Source organism: Azospirillum sp. A29, from assembly GCF_042604625.1.
GTDB lineage: Bacteria > Pseudomonadota > Alphaproteobacteria > Azospirillales > Azospirillaceae > Azospirillum > Azospirillum palustre.
Map to the genome: position 1 here is coordinate 708,960 of NZ_CP170466.1, position 16,283 is coordinate 725,242.

General features: G+C 66.7%; 17 protein-coding genes. 7 read left to right on the forward strand and 10 right to left on the reverse strand.

Annotation, left to right across the window (positions count from 1 at the left end; genetic code table 11):
* Positions 1-10: 10 nt before the first annotated feature.
* A complete protein-coding gene (locus ABNQ38_RS18205) occupies positions 11-436 on the reverse strand; it encodes an HIT domain-containing protein (RefSeq protein ID WP_377809610.1) in 426 nt (141 codons plus the stop codon).
* 271 nt (positions 437-707) lie between these two features.
* Between ABNQ38_RS18205 and ABNQ38_RS18210 the strand changes: the two genes are divergently transcribed.
* The gene (locus ABNQ38_RS18210; RefSeq protein WP_377809611.1) at positions 708-3,317 is read left to right on the forward strand and encodes a glycosyltransferase family 2 protein; all 2,610 of its coding nucleotides are present in this window, start codon (positions 708-710) and stop codon (positions 3,315-3,317) included.
* Between the two features lie 88 nt (positions 3,318-3,405).
* Complete coding sequence (locus ABNQ38_RS18215; RefSeq protein ID WP_377809612.1) at positions 3,406-3,981, forward strand: hypothetical protein; 576 nt, start codon at positions 3,406-3,408, stop codon at positions 3,979-3,981.
* A 32-nt stretch (positions 3,982-4,013) separates the two neighbouring features.
* On the opposite strand, the gene ABNQ38_RS18220 is transcribed toward ABNQ38_RS18215, so the two are convergent.
* The 9 genes from ABNQ38_RS18220 to flgB all read right to left on the reverse strand — a co-directional run bounded on the left by ABNQ38_RS18220 (position 4,014) and on the right by flgB (position 11,862).
* A complete protein-coding gene (locus ABNQ38_RS18220; protein ID WP_377809613.1) occupies positions 4,014-4,310 on the reverse strand; it encodes a cupin domain-containing protein in 297 nt (98 codons plus the stop codon).
* Between the two features lie 113 nt (positions 4,311-4,423).
* A complete protein-coding gene (gene recA / locus ABNQ38_RS18225) occupies positions 4,424-5,503 on the reverse strand; it encodes a recombinase RecA (RefSeq protein ID WP_377809614.1) in 1,080 nt (359 codons plus the stop codon).
* A 175-nt stretch (positions 5,504-5,678) separates the two neighbouring features.
* On the reverse strand, positions 5,679-8,237 hold the full coding sequence (locus tag ABNQ38_RS18230; protein WP_377809615.1) for an ATP-binding protein: 2,559 nt from the start codon (positions 8,235-8,237) through the stop codon (positions 5,679-5,681).
* A 147-nt stretch (positions 8,238-8,384) separates the two neighbouring features.
* Positions 8,385-9,461 (reverse strand): flagellar biosynthesis protein FlhB, encoded by a 1,077-nt coding sequence (gene flhB, locus ABNQ38_RS18235; RefSeq protein ID WP_377809616.1) that lies wholly within the window; start codon positions 9,459-9,461, stop codon positions 8,385-8,387.
* A 13-nt stretch (positions 9,462-9,474) separates the two neighbouring features.
* Entirely contained in the window at positions 9,475-10,245 is a 771-nt protein-coding gene (gene fliR / locus ABNQ38_RS18240) for a flagellar biosynthetic protein FliR (protein ID WP_377809617.1), read from the reverse strand.
* Positions 10,242-10,601: a flagellar biosynthetic protein FliQ gene (locus ABNQ38_RS18245; protein WP_377809618.1), complete on the reverse strand. Its 360-nt coding sequence runs from the start codon at positions 10,599-10,601 to the stop codon at positions 10,242-10,244. The genes fliR and ABNQ38_RS18245 overlap by 4 nt, the downstream gene beginning before the upstream one ends.
* 45 nt (positions 10,602-10,646) lie before the next feature.
* Positions 10,647-10,946: a flagellar hook-basal body complex protein FliE gene (gene fliE, locus ABNQ38_RS18250; RefSeq protein WP_377809619.1), complete on the reverse strand. Its 300-nt coding sequence runs from the start codon at positions 10,944-10,946 to the stop codon at positions 10,647-10,649.
* A gap of 52 nt (positions 10,947-10,998) precedes the next feature.
* Complete coding sequence (gene flgC / locus ABNQ38_RS18255) at positions 10,999-11,409, reverse strand: flagellar basal body rod protein FlgC (RefSeq protein WP_174475116.1); 411 nt, start codon at positions 11,407-11,409, stop codon at positions 10,999-11,001.
* A gap of 48 nt (positions 11,410-11,457) precedes the next feature.
* Positions 11,458-11,862: a flagellar basal body rod protein FlgB gene (flgB, locus tag ABNQ38_RS18260; RefSeq protein WP_109086563.1), complete on the reverse strand. Its 405-nt coding sequence runs from the start codon at positions 11,860-11,862 to the stop codon at positions 11,458-11,460.
* A 223-nt stretch (positions 11,863-12,085) separates the two neighbouring features.
* Between flgB and ABNQ38_RS18265 the strand changes: the two genes are divergently transcribed.
* From ABNQ38_RS18265 to ABNQ38_RS18285, 5 genes are all read left to right on the forward strand, one after another.
* Positions 12,086-12,469: an EscU/YscU/HrcU family type III secretion system export apparatus switch protein gene (locus tag ABNQ38_RS18265; protein ID WP_377809620.1), complete on the forward strand. Its 384-nt coding sequence runs from the start codon at positions 12,086-12,088 to the stop codon at positions 12,467-12,469.
* A complete protein-coding gene (locus tag ABNQ38_RS18270; protein ID WP_377809621.1) occupies positions 12,466-12,951 on the forward strand; it encodes a hypothetical protein in 486 nt (161 codons plus the stop codon). The genes ABNQ38_RS18265 and ABNQ38_RS18270 overlap by 4 nt, the downstream gene beginning before the upstream one ends.
* 22 nt (positions 12,952-12,973) lie before the next feature.
* Positions 12,974-13,315 (forward strand): FliO/MopB family protein, encoded by a 342-nt coding sequence (locus ABNQ38_RS18275; protein WP_377809622.1) that lies wholly within the window; start codon positions 12,974-12,976, stop codon positions 13,313-13,315.
* Positions 13,312-14,100 (forward strand): flagellar type III secretion system pore protein FliP, encoded by a 789-nt coding sequence (gene fliP, locus ABNQ38_RS18280; RefSeq protein ID WP_377809623.1) that lies wholly within the window; start codon positions 13,312-13,314, stop codon positions 14,098-14,100. The genes ABNQ38_RS18275 and fliP overlap by 4 nt, the downstream gene beginning before the upstream one ends.
* Positions 14,101-14,376: 276 nt before the next feature.
* The gene (locus ABNQ38_RS18285; protein WP_377809624.1) at positions 14,377-16,275 is read left to right on the forward strand and encodes a potassium transporter Kup; all 1,899 of its coding nucleotides are present in this window, start codon (positions 14,377-14,379) and stop codon (positions 16,273-16,275) included.
* The last annotated feature ends 8 nt before the right edge of the window (positions 16,276-16,283 follow it).

The following is a 16,283-nucleotide window of genomic DNA, read 5'->3' on the forward strand; positions in this document are numbered from 1 at the left end:
GGGCCGGCGGTCATCCCTCCTCGCGCAGCGCGTCGGCCAGCAGCGCGTCGGCCAGCCGTTGCGCCAGGGCCGCCGCCTCCGCCGGCTCGTAGGGCTCGGCGTGGCCGGACCCCCAGACCGGACCCGGCCATGCCGGATCGCCGCGCGTCCGCCCGATCACATGGACGTGCAGCTGCGGCACCATGTTGCCCAACGTCCCGACATTCATCTTGTCCGGCGCGAACAGCCGCTCCACCACGCGGGATGCCAGCGCGATCTCCCGCATCAGCGTCGCCTGATCCCCGTCGTCCAGCCGGTGGATTTCCACCGCACCCGCGCGCATCGGCACGAGGATCAGCCACGGCCACAGCCGGTTGTTCATCAGCAGGACCCGGCAAAGCTCCAGATCGGCCACAGGACAGGTGTCGGCCTGTAGCCGTTCGTTAAGGGAAAACATGCTCCACTCCTTTCTGACACCGGCGCTCTGGCACTGACCGGAAGCATCATCCGGGAATAATCCGGAGGCTGCCCTGTTGTAGCCGGCAGTGGCGGGCCAACCGCGAAGCTTGTATAGAAGGCCGTGCGCGCCGGCCATACGGCACGAGCGGCTTTCGTTGGACGTTTATAGAGTTCGGTCCGAGGCAATGGTCGGGGCGGCAACGATCCCCTTGCGCCATTTCCGCGGGCCGTATCCATGTTTTCTGGTGCGGCGAGCGAGAACGACCCACATGCGCAAATCGGCCTTTGCGGTTCTGATCCTGGTGATCCTCGGCAACATCGCCTTCTGGGCGCTGTGGAACCGTCCGGTGGACGAGCGGTCCTGGGCCGGCGCCATCACCGGCGTCGCCTACACCCCCTTCCATTCGGACAAGAGCCCGTCGAAGGGCGACAAGGCGTCCGCCGACGACATCGAAAAGGACATGACGGCGCTGGAAGGCGCGGTGAAGGCGGTCAGAACCTATTCGACCACCGACGGCTCGGAAATGGTGGCGGCCATCGCCGCCAAGCATGGCCTGCCGGTGACCGCCGGCGCCTGGACCGCCGGCAAGCCGGAGATCGACGAGCCCGAACTGGCCGGCCTGATCAAGCTCGCCCGCGCCAACAGCAACGTCCGCCGCGTGCTGGTCGGCAACGAGGCGATCCTGCGCGCCGACCTGACGGTCGCGCAGGCCATCGAGTACGTCAAGCGGGTGAAGAAGAAGGTCAACGTCCCGGTCTCCATCGCCGAGCCGTGGCACGTCTGGCTGAAGAACCCCGAACTGGCCGACGCGGTCGACTTCCTGGCCGTCCATCTTCTGCCCTACTGGGAAGGCGTGCCGGTCGACCAGTCGGTCGATTACGCCATGTTCCGCTACAACGAGCTGAAGGCGAAGTTCCCCAACAAGCACATCCTGATCGGCGAGATCGGCTGGCCGGCCGACGGCCCGTGGCGCCGCGGCGCCGAGGCGAGCCAAGTCAATCAGGCCAAGTTCATCCGCAACTTCCTGAACGTCGCCGCCCAGAACAAGCTCGACTACTTCATCATGGAGGCCTTCGACCAGCCCTGGAAGCGGGAGATCGAAGGCACGGCGGGCACCAGCTGGGGCCTGTGGGACTATCAGCGCAACCCGAAATTCCCGATGATCGGCGGGGTGAACGAAGTCCGCAACTGGGAGATCAAGTGCGCCACCGCCGTGGCGCTGGGCTTCCTGCCGCTGGTGTTCTTCCTGTGGCGCCGCAGCGACCTGAAGATCGGCGGCCAGATCTTCTACGGCGGGCTGATCCAGGCGGTCGCCTCCGTGCTGGTCTTCACCGTCAGCGCCGCCTCGGCCGCCGGCTTGGCACTCACCACCGAAATCGCCTGGGGCCTGCTGATCTTCTGTCAGCTGGTGCTGTTCGCGGTCATGCTGATCGACGGCATGGAGCTGACCGAGGTCGTCTGGCAGCACAAGTTCAAGCGCAAGTTCATCCCCTGCTCCGCCGCCCCGCTGCCCAACGCGGCGAAGGTGTCGATCCATGTGCCCTGCTACAACGAGCCGCCGCACATGGTCATGCAGACGCTGGACGCGCTGGCGAACCTCGATTACCCGAACTACGAAGTCCTGCTGCTGGACAACAACACCAAGGATCCGGCGGTCTGGCGGCCGATTGAGGAGTATTGCCGGAAGCTGGGGCCGAAGTTCCGCTTCTTCCACCTCGACAACTGGCCGGGCTTCAAGGCCGGCGCGCTGAACTTCGGTCTGGCGCAGACTGCCCCGGATGCCGAGCACATCGCCGTCATCGACAGCGACTATCAGGTCCACCCGGACTGGCTGAAGGCGACCATCCCGCACTTCAACCGGCCGGAGGTCGGCTTCGTCCAGTCGCCGCAGGATTATCGCGAGTGGGAACACGACCTGTTCCAGCGCATGACCAACTGGGAATATGCCGGCTTCTTCCACATCGGCATGATCCAGCGCAACGAGCGCAACGCCATCATCCAGCACGGCACCATGACCATCATCCGCAAGTCGGCCCTGGAAAAGGTCGGCCGCTGGGGCGAATGGTGCATCACCGAGGATGCCGACCTCGGCCTGCGCCTGTTCGAGCATGGCTATGAGGCCGTCTACATGCCGGAAAGCTACGGCAAGGGCCTCGTGCCCGACAGCTTCTCCGCCTACAAGACGCAGCGCTTCCGCTGGGCCTATGGCGCGGTGCAGATCCTGAAGCATCATTGGCGCCAGCTGTCGCCCGGCGCCAAGGAGCTGACCGCCGGCCAGAAATACCACTTCATCACCGGCTGGCTGCCATGGTTCGCCGACGCCGCCCACATGGTGTTCGGCATCGCCGGCATCCTGTGGTCCATCGGGCTGATGGCCTTCCCGAAATATTTCGAGTTCCCGCCCAACGTCTTCATGATCCCGACGCTCAGCGTCTTCGCCTTCAAGGTCGGCGCCTCGCTCTGGCTCTACGAGGCGCGGGTGAAGTGCGGCTTCTGGGACAAGGTCGGCGCGGCGGTGGCCGGCATGGCGCTGACCCACACGGTCGGCCGCGCCATGTGGCTCGGCATCTTCACCTCCGGCCGTCCCTTCGTCCGCACGCCGAAGTGCGAGAACCAGCCGGCGCTGATGCAGGCCTTCCTGATGGCGCGGGAGGAACTGGTTCTGCTGGTGTCGCTGTGGGGCGCGGCGCTCGCCATCGTCATGGTCTTCGGCCACGAGAACCGCGACGCCTTCATGTGGTCGGGCCTGCTGGTGGTTCAGTCGCTGCCCTATCTGGCCGCCTTCATCACCGCGCTGATCAACGTCTTCCCGACGCTGGGATTCGGCAGGAACAAGCCGCAACCGGCCGACAATGCGGTGGCCGGCGCCGGTGACTGATGGTCATAGGCCGGCGCTTCGGCTTGGAAGGAAGCGCCGGCTCTGCCAGACTTGATCGCTGACGGGGCGGTTCCCTGGGAGGCGGCTCATGTCCGGCAATCTCACCTCCGGACGCGGCATCGGCCCACCGGAGTTCAGCGTCCGCACCACCGCGGGCGTCGAGCGGACCGGCAGCGCCACCGACCGCAACCACCGCCGCAACCCGCGGCGGGAACAGCAGGAGCGTGAGCAGGAGCGGCGCGAGCAGAGCCCGCCGAACCCGCAGCGCCGCCGCCTCTACGATCTGCTGTTCGATGAGGTCGACCAGTTCGACGGGCTGGACGACCGGCAGCGCAGCCGGCTGAAGGACAGCCTCCGCAACCATCTGTCCCGAAGCACCCCTGCCAAGCCGAACGCGGCGCCGTCGGTTCCCCATGACGAGGAGGCACTGGCCGAGGCCCTGCTGAAGGACCGGGCGGCGCCGATCCCGGTCGATCCCGAACACATCGTCCAGGCGGTCACCGCCGCAGCGCCGGAGCAGGATGCGGAAACCGCCCGGATGGCCGAACAGCTGCGCGACTGCCTTTCCCGCAACACCGACCGCGCGCGCAAGGTGGCGGTCTACCTGCATCTGCTGCTGACGCTGGAGGGCGCGTTCCGGCCGCATATGGTGATGGATGTGTAGCAGAGCCGGTTCTCACGACTCGTGATCGGGCCCTATTCCGCATCGACCAGGAACAGGACGCCTCGGCTTCCTTCCAGGACGCGATGGCTTTTGCCCGCCGGGACGACGAAAAAATCGCCCGCCGCCATGTCGATCAACTCGCCCTCGACGTCCAGCGTCATGTTGCCTTCCAGAACGAAAAGCGCCTCGTCAAATTCGGCATGGCTTTCCGGTGGAATGCCCGCCTCATCCATGCGGATGATTTTCAGATTGGCGTCGGCGATCTTGCCAATGATCCGGGATCTCCACGCCTGAGGCAGCGCCGTCGTTTCCGCAATCAGATTGATCATCTGCTTTCCTTCGCAAACCTTTGATCTGTCATTGATTTCTACTGCCAATTTCTGCGGCCAAAAAAAAGCCCGCCGCCCTCTCAGGCGGCGGGCTTCCGGACCCATCCGATGCTTTACTCCGGCGTGGAGGCTTCGCCGTCGGCTTCCGGGGTGCCCATCATCGCATCGGCGACCAGACCGGCGTTGCCGCGGATCTTGGCCTCGATGGCGTCGGCCATCTCCGGGTTGTTGCGCAGATAGGTCTTGGCGTTCTCGCGGCCCTGGCCGATGCGGGTGCCGTCATAGCTGAACCATGCACCCGACTTGTCCACCACGCTTGCCTGGATGCCGAGGTCGAGCAGCTCGCCGACCTTCGAGACGCCCTCGCCATACATGATGTCGAACTCGACCACGCGGAACGGCGGGGCCATCTTGTTCTTCACCACCTTGACGCGCGTCTGGTTGCCGACGACGGCGTCGCGGTCCTTGATCGCGCCGATGCGGCGGATGTCGAGACGGACCGAGGCGTAGAACTTCAGCGCGTTGCCGCCGGTCGTCGTCTCCGGGTTGCCGAACATCACGCCGATCTTCAGGCGGATCTGGTTGATGAAGATCACCAGGCAGTTCGACTTGGAGATCGAGCCGGTCAGCTTGCGCAGGGCCTGGCTCATCAGGCGGGCGTGCAGGCCGACATGGCTGTCGCCCATCTCGCCTTCCAGTTCGGCGCGCGGCACCAGCGCCGCGACCGAGTCGACCACCAGCACGTCGATGGCGCCGGAGCGCACCAGCGTGTCGGCGATCTCCAGCGCCTGCTCGCCGGCATCCGGCTGGGAGATCAGCAGCTCGTCGATGTTGACGCCCAGCTTGCGGGCATAGGACGGGTCGAGCGCGTGCTCCGCATCGACGAAGGCGCAGGTGCCGCCGGCCCTCTGGGCCTGGGCGATGGCGTGCAGGGCCAGCGTGGTCTTGCCCGAGCTTTCCGGCCCGTAGATTTCGACGATGCGGCCCTTCGGCAGGCCGCCGATGCCCAGCGCGATGTCGAGACCGAGCGAGCCGGTGGAAATCACCTCCGTCTCGACCAGGTTCTCCTTGGCGCCGAGCTTCATGATCGAGCCCTTGCCGAACGCGCGTTCGATCTGGCTCAGGGCGGCATCGAGCGCCTTCTGCTTGTCCATGGAATCCTTCTCGACCAAACGAAGCTGTGCGGACGACATGCCCGGTACCCCTCTCTTAGAACACACGGTCGGCGCTCTTGCAACGAGGCTGAATGTACTCTCTTCGTTCTTGTTTGCAAGCGCCGATGTTGCCTGTGCGTTCCTATTTTACCGGGGTTATCCGGGCTCGTTTTCGCGAACGAATTCGCTCCTCCGCCTGCCCGTCACCGCCCCCCTAGCGCCCGTCGCGGATGACCTCCTTCACCTTGGAAGCCAGCTGCTTCAGCGAGAAGGGCTTGGGCAGGAAATGGGCGACTTCGACGCCGTCGATCTCGCCCAGCCGGTCCTCGGCATAGCCGGAGATGAAGATGACCCGCATCTCCGGGCGCAGCCTGCGGACATGGCGGGCCAGCGTCGGGCCGTCCATCTGCGGCATCACCACGTCGGTGATCAGCAGGTCGATGGAGGCGCCGTTGCTCTCGATCTGCTGCAAGGCCGCCTCGCCGTTCTTGGCCTCCAGCACCTGATAGCCCTTGTTGCGCAGCGCACGGGCGGAGAAGACGCGCACCGCGTCCTCGTCCTCCACCAGCAGGATGATGCCGGTGCCGGTCAGGTCGCTGCCGCGCCGCTCGCGCGGCTCCGCCGTATCGACCGGGCGCAGCTCGCCCTGGTGGTGCGGCAGCAGGATGGTGAAGGTGGTTCCCTCCCCCACCGCCGAATCGACCAGCACGAAGCCGCCGGTCTGACGCACGATGCCGTAGACCGTCGACAGGCCGAGCCCGGTGCCCGATCCGACCTCCTTGGTCGTATAGAAGGGCTCGAAGATGCGCTGGAGATTCTCCCGCGCGATGCCGCAGCCGGTGTCGATCACCTCGATGGAGACGTAGCTGCCGGCGGGCACCGTCTCGTGCTCCCGCCGTTCCGGCTGGCTGACGACGTAATTGGTGGTGTTGACGATCAGCTTGCCGCCGCCGGCCATGGCGTCGCGGGCATTGACCACCAGATTGATGATGACCTGCTCCAGCTGGTTCTGGTCGACCTTGACCAGCCCCAGGTCGCGGCCATGGATCATCTTCAGCTCGATGTTCTCGCCGATCAGCCGGCGCAGCAGGTTCGCCAGCTCCGCCAGCACGTCGGTCACGTTGATGACGCGCGGCTGCAGGGTCTGCTGGCGCGAGAAGGCCAGCAGCTGCCGCACGAGGTTGGCGGCGCGGTTGGCGTTCTGCTTGATCTGCATGATGTCGCTGAAAGACTGGTCGCCCGGCTTGTGCCGCAGCAGCAGCAGGTCGCAGAAACCGATCATCGCCGTCAGCAGGTTGTTGAAGTCGTGCGCCACGCCGCCGGCCAGCTGGCCGACCGCCTGCATCTTTTGCGACTGAGCGAACTGGGCCTCCAGGCTCTTGCGCTCGGTCATGTCGATAAAGTGCAGGATCAGGCCCACCCCGTCCCCCCTGCCGCCATCGCCCCTGGCACCATCCGCACGGCCATCGCCACGGCCATCCGTCCGCACCGGGTTGGCGAGGCGCCGGGCATAGAGCTGGGCGGTCAGCTCGCGCCCGCCGGACAGCCGGACCTCCAGCGGGTGGGCCGGGTCGGCGCCGCCCTGCACCGCCCGCAGCCGGGCGATCACCGCCTCGCGCTCCGCCGGAACGATCAGGTCGGCCATCGGGCGGTTGATGACGCTGCCGGTCTCGCTGCCGATCAGCGCCAGGAAGGCCTCGTTGCATTCGGTCAGCTGCCCGGTCTCGTCGACGAGCGCGATGCCGATGGGCGCATCCTCGAAGAAGCGCTGGAACCGCTGCTCGGACTGACGCAGCGCCTCCTGCCATTCCCGTTCCGGGGACAGGTCGCGCACCACCGAGCGGGTGTGGATGGTGCCGTCGTCGGCATGCACCACGCTCTGCGCCACCGCGACCTGGAACCGCCGGCTGCGCAGACCCACCATGGTCAGCTCGCCGCGCTGCTCGCCGCCGCCATGGTCGAACAGGTCGTAGGGGGCGGCCGAAACCGGCGGCGCCGCCAGGATGCCGTGCAGCTGCGACTCACCGTCGGTCAGGTCGCCGGGGGCCGCCTCCAGCCATTGCGCCAGGGTGGCGTTCACGAACAGGAAATGGCCGTTCTGATCGACCGAGAAGAAGCCGACCGGCGCATGTTCCATGAAGTCGGCGAGCTTGGCCTGCTCGCGCAGCATGACATGCTCCAGCTCGCGCCGGGCGGTGATGTCCTCGATCCGCCAGTGGACGGAGCCGGGGAAGCCGGCCACCGGCTGGCCCTGCACCTTGCGCCATTCCGGCGGGTGGCCGTCCAGCGCCGGGATCGCCAGCTCGGCCGAGGCGGCGCCGCCTGCCTTCACCCGTTCGCGCAGGCGGCGGAATTCGCGCGCGCTGTCGGGGTCGCCGGAGAATTGGCGGGCCAGGGCGTCCAGCGGCCGTTCGCCGCGGCGCCAGCCCGCCAGCTCGCGGAAGGCGGCGTTGACGAACACCACATCGTCGGTTCCGTCGCAGACCAGCTGTCCGGCCGGCATCCCTTCCAGCGCACCGCCGAGAAGCGCGCCGACGTGGGCCGACCGCCGCACCACCGACACGCTGCGGGCGATCAGCAGGGCGACGCCCAAGGCCACCAGCGCCGCCCCCAGCCAGCCGACCGCATCGCGCTCCAACAGCAGTCCGGCGGCCAGCACCAGCAGTCCGGCCGGCGCCAGCGCATATTGGACCAGCATCAACACCCCGCCGGACGAAGCCTTGCGGTTCACAGCATTGCGCGCGCTGTCGGAAAGGGAAGTTGTGTCGTCCACCAATACTCCAAACCCCACACGGTCCGGCCGGGAAATGCCCCGGTCCGCACTTGCCCGTCACACCACCTGCGATGGCCGGCCGATCCAGCCGATCCCATCAACCATCACAGGGCCGGATCCGTTGCGCCCATAGCGGTTGCACCCGGATCAGTTGCGCAGCGACCGCCCTTTCAGCTTGAAGACATAGGTGATGACTTCGGCGACCGCCCGATAATGCTCGGATGGCACTTCCGCGTCGATATCGCAAGCGGCATAGAGCGCACGGGCAAGGGGCGGGTTTTCTATGACCGGCACATTGTTCGATTCGGCGATCTCGCGAATCTTGAAGGCGACCTGATCCACGCCCTTCGCCAGCACCATCGGCGCCCCCATCTGGGTCGGATCGTATTTCAGCGCAACCGCAAAGTGGGTCGGGTTGGTGACCACCACGTCGGCGTTCGGCACCGCGGCCATCATGCGCTTGCGCGCGCGTTCGAACCGGATCTGTCGGATGCGGCCCTTGACCACGGGGTCGCCTTCCTGCTGCTTGTGCTCGTCCTTCACCTCCTGCTTGGTCATCTTCATCTTCTTGTCGAACTGCTGCTTCTGCCACAGGAAGTCGCCGGCGGCGATGAAGGTCAGGACGACGAGAACCCAGACCAGCAGGCGATGGGCCAGCCCGTCCATCTGCAGCAGCATGGCGACGATGTCGATGCCGATATAGGCCTCGATGCCGCCGAACATCGGCACCAGCGCCATATAGGCGACGCCGCCGACCACCCCCAGCTTGACAATGCTTTTCAGCAGCTCCACGCCCTGGTTGGCCTTGAACATGTTCATCAGGCCGGGCAGCGGGTTCAGCTTGCCGAACTTCGGCGAGATCAGCTCCCACGAGACATGGAAGCCGGTCTGCCCGATGGTCGACAGGACGCCGGCCACCACGAACAGCAGGATGGGCAGCCACAGCGCCCACATGGCGTCGCTCATCACCCGGAACAGCAGCGCGCCGACGCCGGCCCGGTCGAAGGTGATGCGGTCCAGGTTCTCGAAATAATAGTTCAGGCGGAAGACCAGCCCCTTCAAGGTGCCGGGCAGGATGGAGACCAGAACCACCAGCATCGCCGCGACCATCAACCAGTTCGCGGCCTCGCGGGTCATCGCGAACTGGCCCTGTCTGTGGGCCTCGTCGAGCTTTTTTCCCGTCGGGTCTTCTGTTTTGGAGGACTCGTCAGCTTCTTCCGACACCGGCGTCCTCCCTCTACAGCGGCTTCAGGAATTCGATGAAGGTCGATTCGAAGCGCGACAGCCAGAACAGCATCATCGCCCCCAGCGTCAGGGCGAACATGAACAGGCCCAGCAGCACCTGGACCGAGGTGAAGAGCTGGAACACCTGCACCTGCGGCGCCAGCTTGTTCAGGAGTCCCAGCGCCAGCGCGAACAGGATGCCGGTGATCAGGAAGGGGGCGGCCATCTGCACCCCCATCATGAAGCTCTTCGACACCAGCTGTCCGATCACCTTCGCCATATCGTCGATCGGGATCGCCGCCCCGGGCGCGAAGGTGGAATAGCTGTCGACCACCGCCATGATCAGCAGATGGTGCAGGTCGGTGACGAACAGCAGAAGCAGCCCCAGCCACCCCATCAGCGAACCGGGCAGCGATCCGGCCGACGCCATCGCCGGGTTGAAGATCTGGGCGTTGGCCAGCCCGCTCTGCAGGCTGATGATGGTGCCGGCCACCTCCAGCGCGCCCATCAGCAGCCGGGCGATGGTGCCCATGAAGATGCCGATGGTCATCTCGCCGGCGGCCAGCACCAGCAGCTGGAACGGATTGCCCGGCATCGGCGGCAGCATCGGCCGGATCGCCGGCGCCGCCACCATGCTGACCACCAGCGCGAACAGCAGCCGCGCGCGGGTGGGAACGAAGGCGTCGCCGATGGTCGGCATCACGCTGAAGGCGGTGCCGACCCGCATGAAGACCAGCATCCAGACGAAGATCTGTTCGCCCAGCAGCTGTTGCAGGACGCTCATTGGCCCGCCGCGGCGGCGGTCGGGGCCGGGGCGGGCGTCACGCCGGTGCCGGGCGTGAACGGCGCGCCGCCATTTTCGTTGGCGCCGACGCCGATGGCGACGATGCGGTCGGCGACCTCATGTTCGAAGAACTCGGTCAGCTTTCCCAGCATGAATGGCATCAGCAGGATGCTGAGCCCGAAGACCAGCATCACCTTCGGCACCATGGCAAGGGTCTGCTCGCTGATCTGGGTGACGGCCTGGAAGATGGAGATGACGGTGCCGAGCGCCATCATGATGACCAGAATCGGCCCGCACACGATCACCAGCGTGACGATCGAGGTGCGGCAAAGCTCGATGACTTCGGTCTCGTTCATAACGGCAAGCTGATCATGACGGCGTGTAGGAACGGGCGCAGGCCGTCACATCGGCATGCGCAGGATTTCCTGATAGGCGTTCAGCACCTTGTCGCGCACGGCGGTGACGGTTTGCAGCGTCACCTCGGCATTGGTCACCGCCTGGACGACGTCGTTCAGGTCGGCCTTGCCGACGGCGGCCATCGCCGAGATGTCCTCGCTCTTCTTCAGGGTGCCGATGCTCTCCTTGGCCGCCTGCTCCAGCACGTCGCCGAAGGACGCGCCGTCGCGCGCGGCCATGCCGGGGCCGGTCGTCTTGACGGCGGTGGTGGCATAGGCCGCGGCGGCGTTCAGCGGATTGATCATGGCGGCGGTTCCGGTCGGTCAGGAAGGTTGGCGGGCGTTTGGCGGCGAAAAATCAGGTGCGCAGGAGGTCGAGCGTGCGGGTCAGCATCTGGCGCGCGGTGTCGATGGCCGACAGGTTGGCTTCGTAGCTGCGCTGGGCCTCGCGCATGTCCATCGCCTCCACCACCGAATTGACGTTGGGCATCAGGACATAGCCCTCGGCGTCGGCCGACGGGTGCGACGGGTCGTACTTGCGCTGGAAATCGCTCTTGTCCACATCGACCTTGGCGACGCGGACCTTGTCGACGTCCATCGCCCGGTCCAGCTCGTTCTTGAAGATGACGGTCTTGCGGCGATAGGGCAGATCGCCGGGGGTCTCGGCGGTGGTGTTGGCGTTGGCCAGATTCTCCGAAATGACCTTCAGGCGCGTGCCCTGCGCCTTCATGCCCGAGGCGGACACCGCCATCGACTTGTAGAGATCCATCGCACCGCCTCCTCAAAAACCCGGCCGGGGAACCGGCTGGAAAGACACTCAGCTGCCCGAGCGGATCGCCGACTTGATCATCGCCACCTGCTTCTTATACAGGTTCGTGATGGTCTGATAATCCATCGAACTCTGGCTCATCCGCATCATCTGGTCTTCCAGCACGACGTTGTTGCCGTCCGGCGCCGTCTCGTACGGATCGCGCACCTTCTGTTCCTGGGCCATGCCGCCGGCGCCGCGGGTGCCGGCCAGATGGGACGCGTTGGTCGCCACCGGGGTCAGCCGCCGGCTGTCGCTCAACGCGTCGCGGAAGCTGAAGGGCTTCAGGTCGCGGCTCTTGTATTCGGGCGTGTCGGCGTTGGCGATGTTCTGCGACAGGACTTCCTGGCGTTGAGTCAGCCAGTCCATCTTGCGCGACATCAGTTTGAAGAGTCCGAGATTTCCGAGGTCCATCGCCCTGATCCCGCCGCCAAGACCGCCGCCGATTCCGCCAAATGCCGCCCTGACGGCGGCGTCCGGCAAGGATATCGCCATAGAGCCCAATGGTCGCCCGTTTGCGTTAACGAAGGATGAATCCTTACCTGCGCGAATCGGTTGGGATGACCGCCTTTACAATTCGTTAAGCCTACCGGTCCAGGATGCGGCGCAGGAAGGACCCTCCGACCAAGGCCGCCTGTTGTCCGCGCAAGCCCGCCCTCCCGCCCCGTCGCCTGCCGGCCCGACTGCCGGCAAGACGGCGTCCCCCGCCCGGCGCCCGGCGCAACGCCCGGTCGCGGTGGCGCTGAAGTACGAGTTGGGCACGGAAAGCCTGCCGCGGATCGTCGCCACCGGCAAGGGCACGGTGGCGGAGCAGATCCTGGAGGTCGCCTTCGCCAACGGCGTGAAGGTGCGCGAGGACGCCGATCTGGTCGAGATCCTGTCCGCCATCGAGGTCGACAGCGACATTCCGGTCGAAGCCATCGCAGCGGTGGCCGAAGTCCTGGCCTATGTCTACCGCGCCAACGGCACCCTGCCGCCGGAGCCGCGATCCGAAGAGAGTCCGGAGGAGGACACGCCGTGACACGTCCGCCGCCCATGCCGCCGCCCACGCCGCCATCCACCCTATCGCCCTCCCCCGCTCCTCCCATTTCCCATGGCGCCGAGTCGGCCGCCGGCATCGCGCAGCAGGCGGCGGTGCTGGGCGCCACGCTCGACGACGCGCGGGCACAGGCGGAGGCCGGCGTCCTGATCGACCTCGCCGGGCTGGAGGACCGCGTCGCGCATCTCTGCCTTGCCGCGGAGGCGCTGCCGCGGGGCGAGGCGCGCACGCTGCTCGGCCCGCTCGGCGATCTGGTGGCGGCGCTGGGTCCGCTGGCCGCCGCCCTGACCGACCAGCAGAAAGGACGGGAGGAGGTCATCGCCGCCGCGCTGGCCGGCCGCGACGATCCGCACACCGCCCGCCAGCGCGCGGCCGCCGCCTATGGCCGCAGCGCCGGCCCGGCCGGATCCGGCCTGGCAGATCCCGGTCTGGCAGATCCCGGCCTGCCCGCCGACACGCCCTGATCAGAGAAAGCCTGCCGTTTCCATGGATCTCGACCAGTATATCAAATTCCTGATGGCGCTCCTCTTTGTGGTCGCGCTCATCATGGTCGTCGCCTGGGTGATGCGCCGGATCGGCATGGCCGGCGGCACGGTGCGCGGACGCGCCCGCCAGCGCCGGCTGAGCGTGGTGGAGGCCCTGCCGATCGACGCCAAGCGGCGGCTGATCCTGGTCCGCCGCGACGACCGCGAGCATCTGATCCTGCTGAGCGCCAACGGCGACCTGCTGGTCGACAGCACGCCGGCGGGCGGATTCGACAGCGCGCTCGCCGGGGTGGAGGCCGCACCGGCCGACGCCCCCCGCCCGGCGGGGAGCGATCCGCGATGAGGCGGGCCATCCCCCGCCGTCTCCGGGCCTGCTGGAAGCCGGCCGCCGCCGGGCTGGCGCTGGCGCTCGCCGTCGGCGTGGCGCTGGGCCTGAGCGCCGGACCGGCGCTGGCGCAGAGCCTGACCTTCGACCTGGGCGACGCCGGCGGCACCGCCACCGGCCGCATCGTCCAGACCATCGGCCTGATCACGGTGCTGTCGCTGGCACCGTCGATCCTGATCATGATGACGGCCTTCACCCGCATCGTCATCGTGCTGTCCTTCCTGCGCAACGCGCTGGGCGTGCAGCAGGTGCCGCCGACCACGGTGATGATGTCGCTGGCGCTGTTCCTGACCTTCTTCGTCATGGCCCCGGTGTTCGAGCGCAGCTACAATCAGGGCATCCAGCCGCTGATGAACCAGGAAATCGACGAGATGGAGGCGTTCCGCCGCACGATGGCGCCGCTCCGCGATTTCATGCTGCACCACACCGCCGAAAAGGATCTGCGCCTGTTCATGGACATGGCCCGCATCCAGTCGGTGCCGGAGGCGAACGACATGCCTCTGCATGTCCTGGTCCCGGCCTTCATGATTTCCGAGATCAAGCGCGGCTTCGAGATCGGCTTCCTGCTGTTCCTGCCCTTCCTGATCATCGACATGGTGGTGTCGTCGATCCTGATGTCGATGGGCATGATGATGCTGCCGCCGACCATGGTGGCGATTCCGTTCAAGATCATCTTCTTCGTGCTGGTCGACGGGTGGTATCTGATCGCCGGCTCGCTTGCCCGCAGTTTCGGAACGCTCTGAAGCGACACGCACAGCGGGAAAAGTCCTGCGCACTTCGTCGCATCCCCCCGGTGCCGGAGGGGCTGCGCAAGCACGCTCTGGCGTTGGACGCCGTAAACGCGTATGAGGAAAGACGATGCGCGTTTACGGCGGGATGGGCGGCAAGGAAGCCGGTCCGCCGGATGGCTTCGACCGCCCACAGCCCCGACAGGGCGGAGTGGACGGTCCGGGCGCCACAACGGGCGCCATCGAACGGGCGTTTTGAACGACGGACCAACTTCGGACCGCAATCACTGCATGACTGATACCGCTTTGAAGGCCGCGCAGCCCGACACCGGCAAGCTCGCGACGCTGACCCTGGGCGCGCTGGGCGTCGTCTTTGGCGACATCGGCACCAGCCCGCTCTACACGCTGCGCGAATGCTTCGGCGGCGAGCATGGACTGCCGCTGACCCATGACAACGTGCTGGGCATCATGTCGCTGGTGTTCTGGGCGCTGGTGATGGTCGTCACCGTCAAGTATGTCGGCTTCGTCATGCGGGCCGACAACAAGGGCGAGGGCGGTATCCTCTCCCTTCTGGCGCTGGCGTCGAAGACGCGGCCCGACGCCTCGGGTCGGCTGACCGTGCTGACCGCGCTGGGGCTGTTCGGCGCCGCGCTGTTCTACGGCGACGGCATGATCACCCCGGCGATGTCCGTGCTGTCCGCGGTGGAGGGGCTGGGCGTGGCGGAGCCGGCGCTGGAATCGGCGGTGGTGCCGCTGACCGTCACCATCGTGATCGCCCTGTTCGCCATCCAGAGCCACGGTACCTCGCGCGTCGGCGCGCTGTTCGGTCCGATCATGCTGGCCTGGTTCGCGACGCTGGGCGTCCTCGGTCTGCTGGAGGTGATCCAGCAGCCGAGCGTGCTGGTCGCCTTCAACCCGCTCTACGCCATCTCCTTCTTCGCCAACCACGGCGTCGCCGGTTTCCTGGTCCTGGGCGCGGTGGTGCTGGCGGTGACCGGCGGCGAGGCGCTCTATGCCGACATGGGCCATTTCGGCCGCCGCCCCATCCAGGTGGCATGGCTGGCCGTGGTGCTGCCGGCGCTGCTGCTGAACTATCTGGGCCAGTGCGCGCTTCTGCTGAACGACCCGACGGCGGTGCGCAGCCCCTTCTATCTGCTGGCGCCGGACTGGGCACTCTATCCGCTGATCGGCCTGTCGACCGCCGCCGCCGTCATCGCCAGCCAGGCGGTCATCTCCGGCGTCTTCTCGCTGACCCGGCAGGCGGTGCAGCTCGGGCTCTGCCCGCGTCTCGACATCCGCCACACCTCCAGCGAGGAGGAGGGGCAGATCTACATCCCCCGCGCCAACTGGGGCCTGCTGGCCGCGGTGCTGGGCCTCGTCCTGGTGTTCCAGTCCTCCAGCCGGCTCGCCGCCGCCTACGGCATCGCGGTGACCGGCGACATGATCATCACTACCACCCTGTTCCTGGTGGTGGCCCGCCGCCGCTGGAACTGGAGCCTGCCGCTCTGTTTCGGCGTCGGCGCCGCCTTCCTGACGGTGGAGGTCTCCTTCTTCGCCGCCAACGCGGTGAAGATCCCCCATGGCGGCTGGGTGCCGCTGGTGATCGCCTGCGTCACGCTGGGCCTGATGTCCACCTGGCGCCGCGGCCGCGCGGTGCTGACCAAGCGGCTGGCCGAGGAATCGCTGCCGCTCGACGCCTTCATCCAGCGGCAGGCGAAGAAGGGCGACATCCACCGGGTAAAGGGGACGGCGGTCTTCATGACCTCCAGCTCGAACACCGTGCCGATCGCCCTGCTGCACAACCTGAAGCACAATCAGGTCCTGCATGAGCGCATCGTGTTCGTCACCGTCGTGGTGGACGACGTGCCGCGCGTCCCGGCCAAGGACCGCGTGCTGGTCGAAGGGCTGGCCGACGGTTTCTACCGCATCACCGTGCGCTACGGCTTCTCGCAGGAGCCGAACATTCCCAAGGCCCTGCGGCTGTGCAAGGCCTTCGGGCTGGAGTTCGACGTGATGGCGACCTCCTTCTTCCTGGGCCGCGAGACGCTGATCCCGCAGATGAACTCCCAGATGGCGCTGTGGCGGGAGAAGCTGTTCGTGGTGATGTCGCGCACCTCGGTCAGCGCCACCGACTTCTTCAAGCTGCCGCCCAACCGCGTAGTCGAACTCGGCACGCAGGTACAGCTGTAGCCGGTTGA

What these genes read in the sequence shown, in the direction of transcription:
- flgB (WP_109086563.1), bottom strand. Translation starts at nt 11,862, where the DNA reads ATGGACCTCGGAAATCTCGGACTCTTCAAACTGATGTCGCGCAAGATG.
- ABNQ38_RS18210 (WP_377809611.1), top strand. Translation starts at nt 708, where the DNA reads ATGCGCAAATCGGCCTTTGCGGTTCTGATCCTGGTGATCCTCGGCAAC.
- ABNQ38_RS18205 (WP_377809610.1), bottom strand. Translation starts at nt 436, where the DNA reads ATGTTTTCCCTTAACGAACGGCTACAGGCCGACACCTGTCCTGTGGCC.
- ABNQ38_RS18245 (WP_377809618.1), bottom strand. Translation starts at nt 10,601, where the DNA reads ATGAACGAGACCGAAGTCATCGAGCTTTGCCGCACCTCGATCGTCACG.
- fliE (WP_377809619.1), bottom strand. Translation starts at nt 10,946, where the DNA reads ATGATCAATCCGCTGAACGCCGCCGCGGCCTATGCCACCACCGCCGTC.
- ABNQ38_RS18220 (WP_377809613.1), bottom strand. Translation starts at nt 4,310, where the DNA reads ATGATCAATCTGATTGCGGAAACGACGGCGCTGCCTCAGGCGTGGAGA.
- recA (WP_377809614.1), bottom strand. Translation starts at nt 5,503, where the DNA reads ATGTCGTCCGCACAGCTTCGTTTGGTCGAGAAGGATTCCATGGACAAG.
- fliP (WP_377809623.1), top strand. Translation starts at nt 13,312, where the DNA reads ATGAGGCGGGCCATCCCCCGCCGTCTCCGGGCCTGCTGGAAGCCGGCC.
- fliR (WP_377809617.1), bottom strand. Translation starts at nt 10,245, where the DNA reads ATGAGCGTCCTGCAACAGCTGCTGGGCGAACAGATCTTCGTCTGGATG.
- ABNQ38_RS18215 (WP_377809612.1), top strand. Translation starts at nt 3,406, where the DNA reads ATGTCCGGCAATCTCACCTCCGGACGCGGCATCGGCCCACCGGAGTTC.
- ABNQ38_RS18285 (WP_377809624.1), top strand. Translation starts at nt 14,377, where the DNA reads ATGACTGATACCGCTTTGAAGGCCGCGCAGCCCGACACCGGCAAGCTC.
- ABNQ38_RS18275 (WP_377809622.1), top strand. Translation starts at nt 12,974, where the DNA reads ATGGATCTCGACCAGTATATCAAATTCCTGATGGCGCTCCTCTTTGTG.
- flgC (WP_174475116.1), bottom strand. Translation starts at nt 11,409, where the DNA reads ATGGATCTCTACAAGTCGATGGCGGTGTCCGCCTCGGGCATGAAGGCG.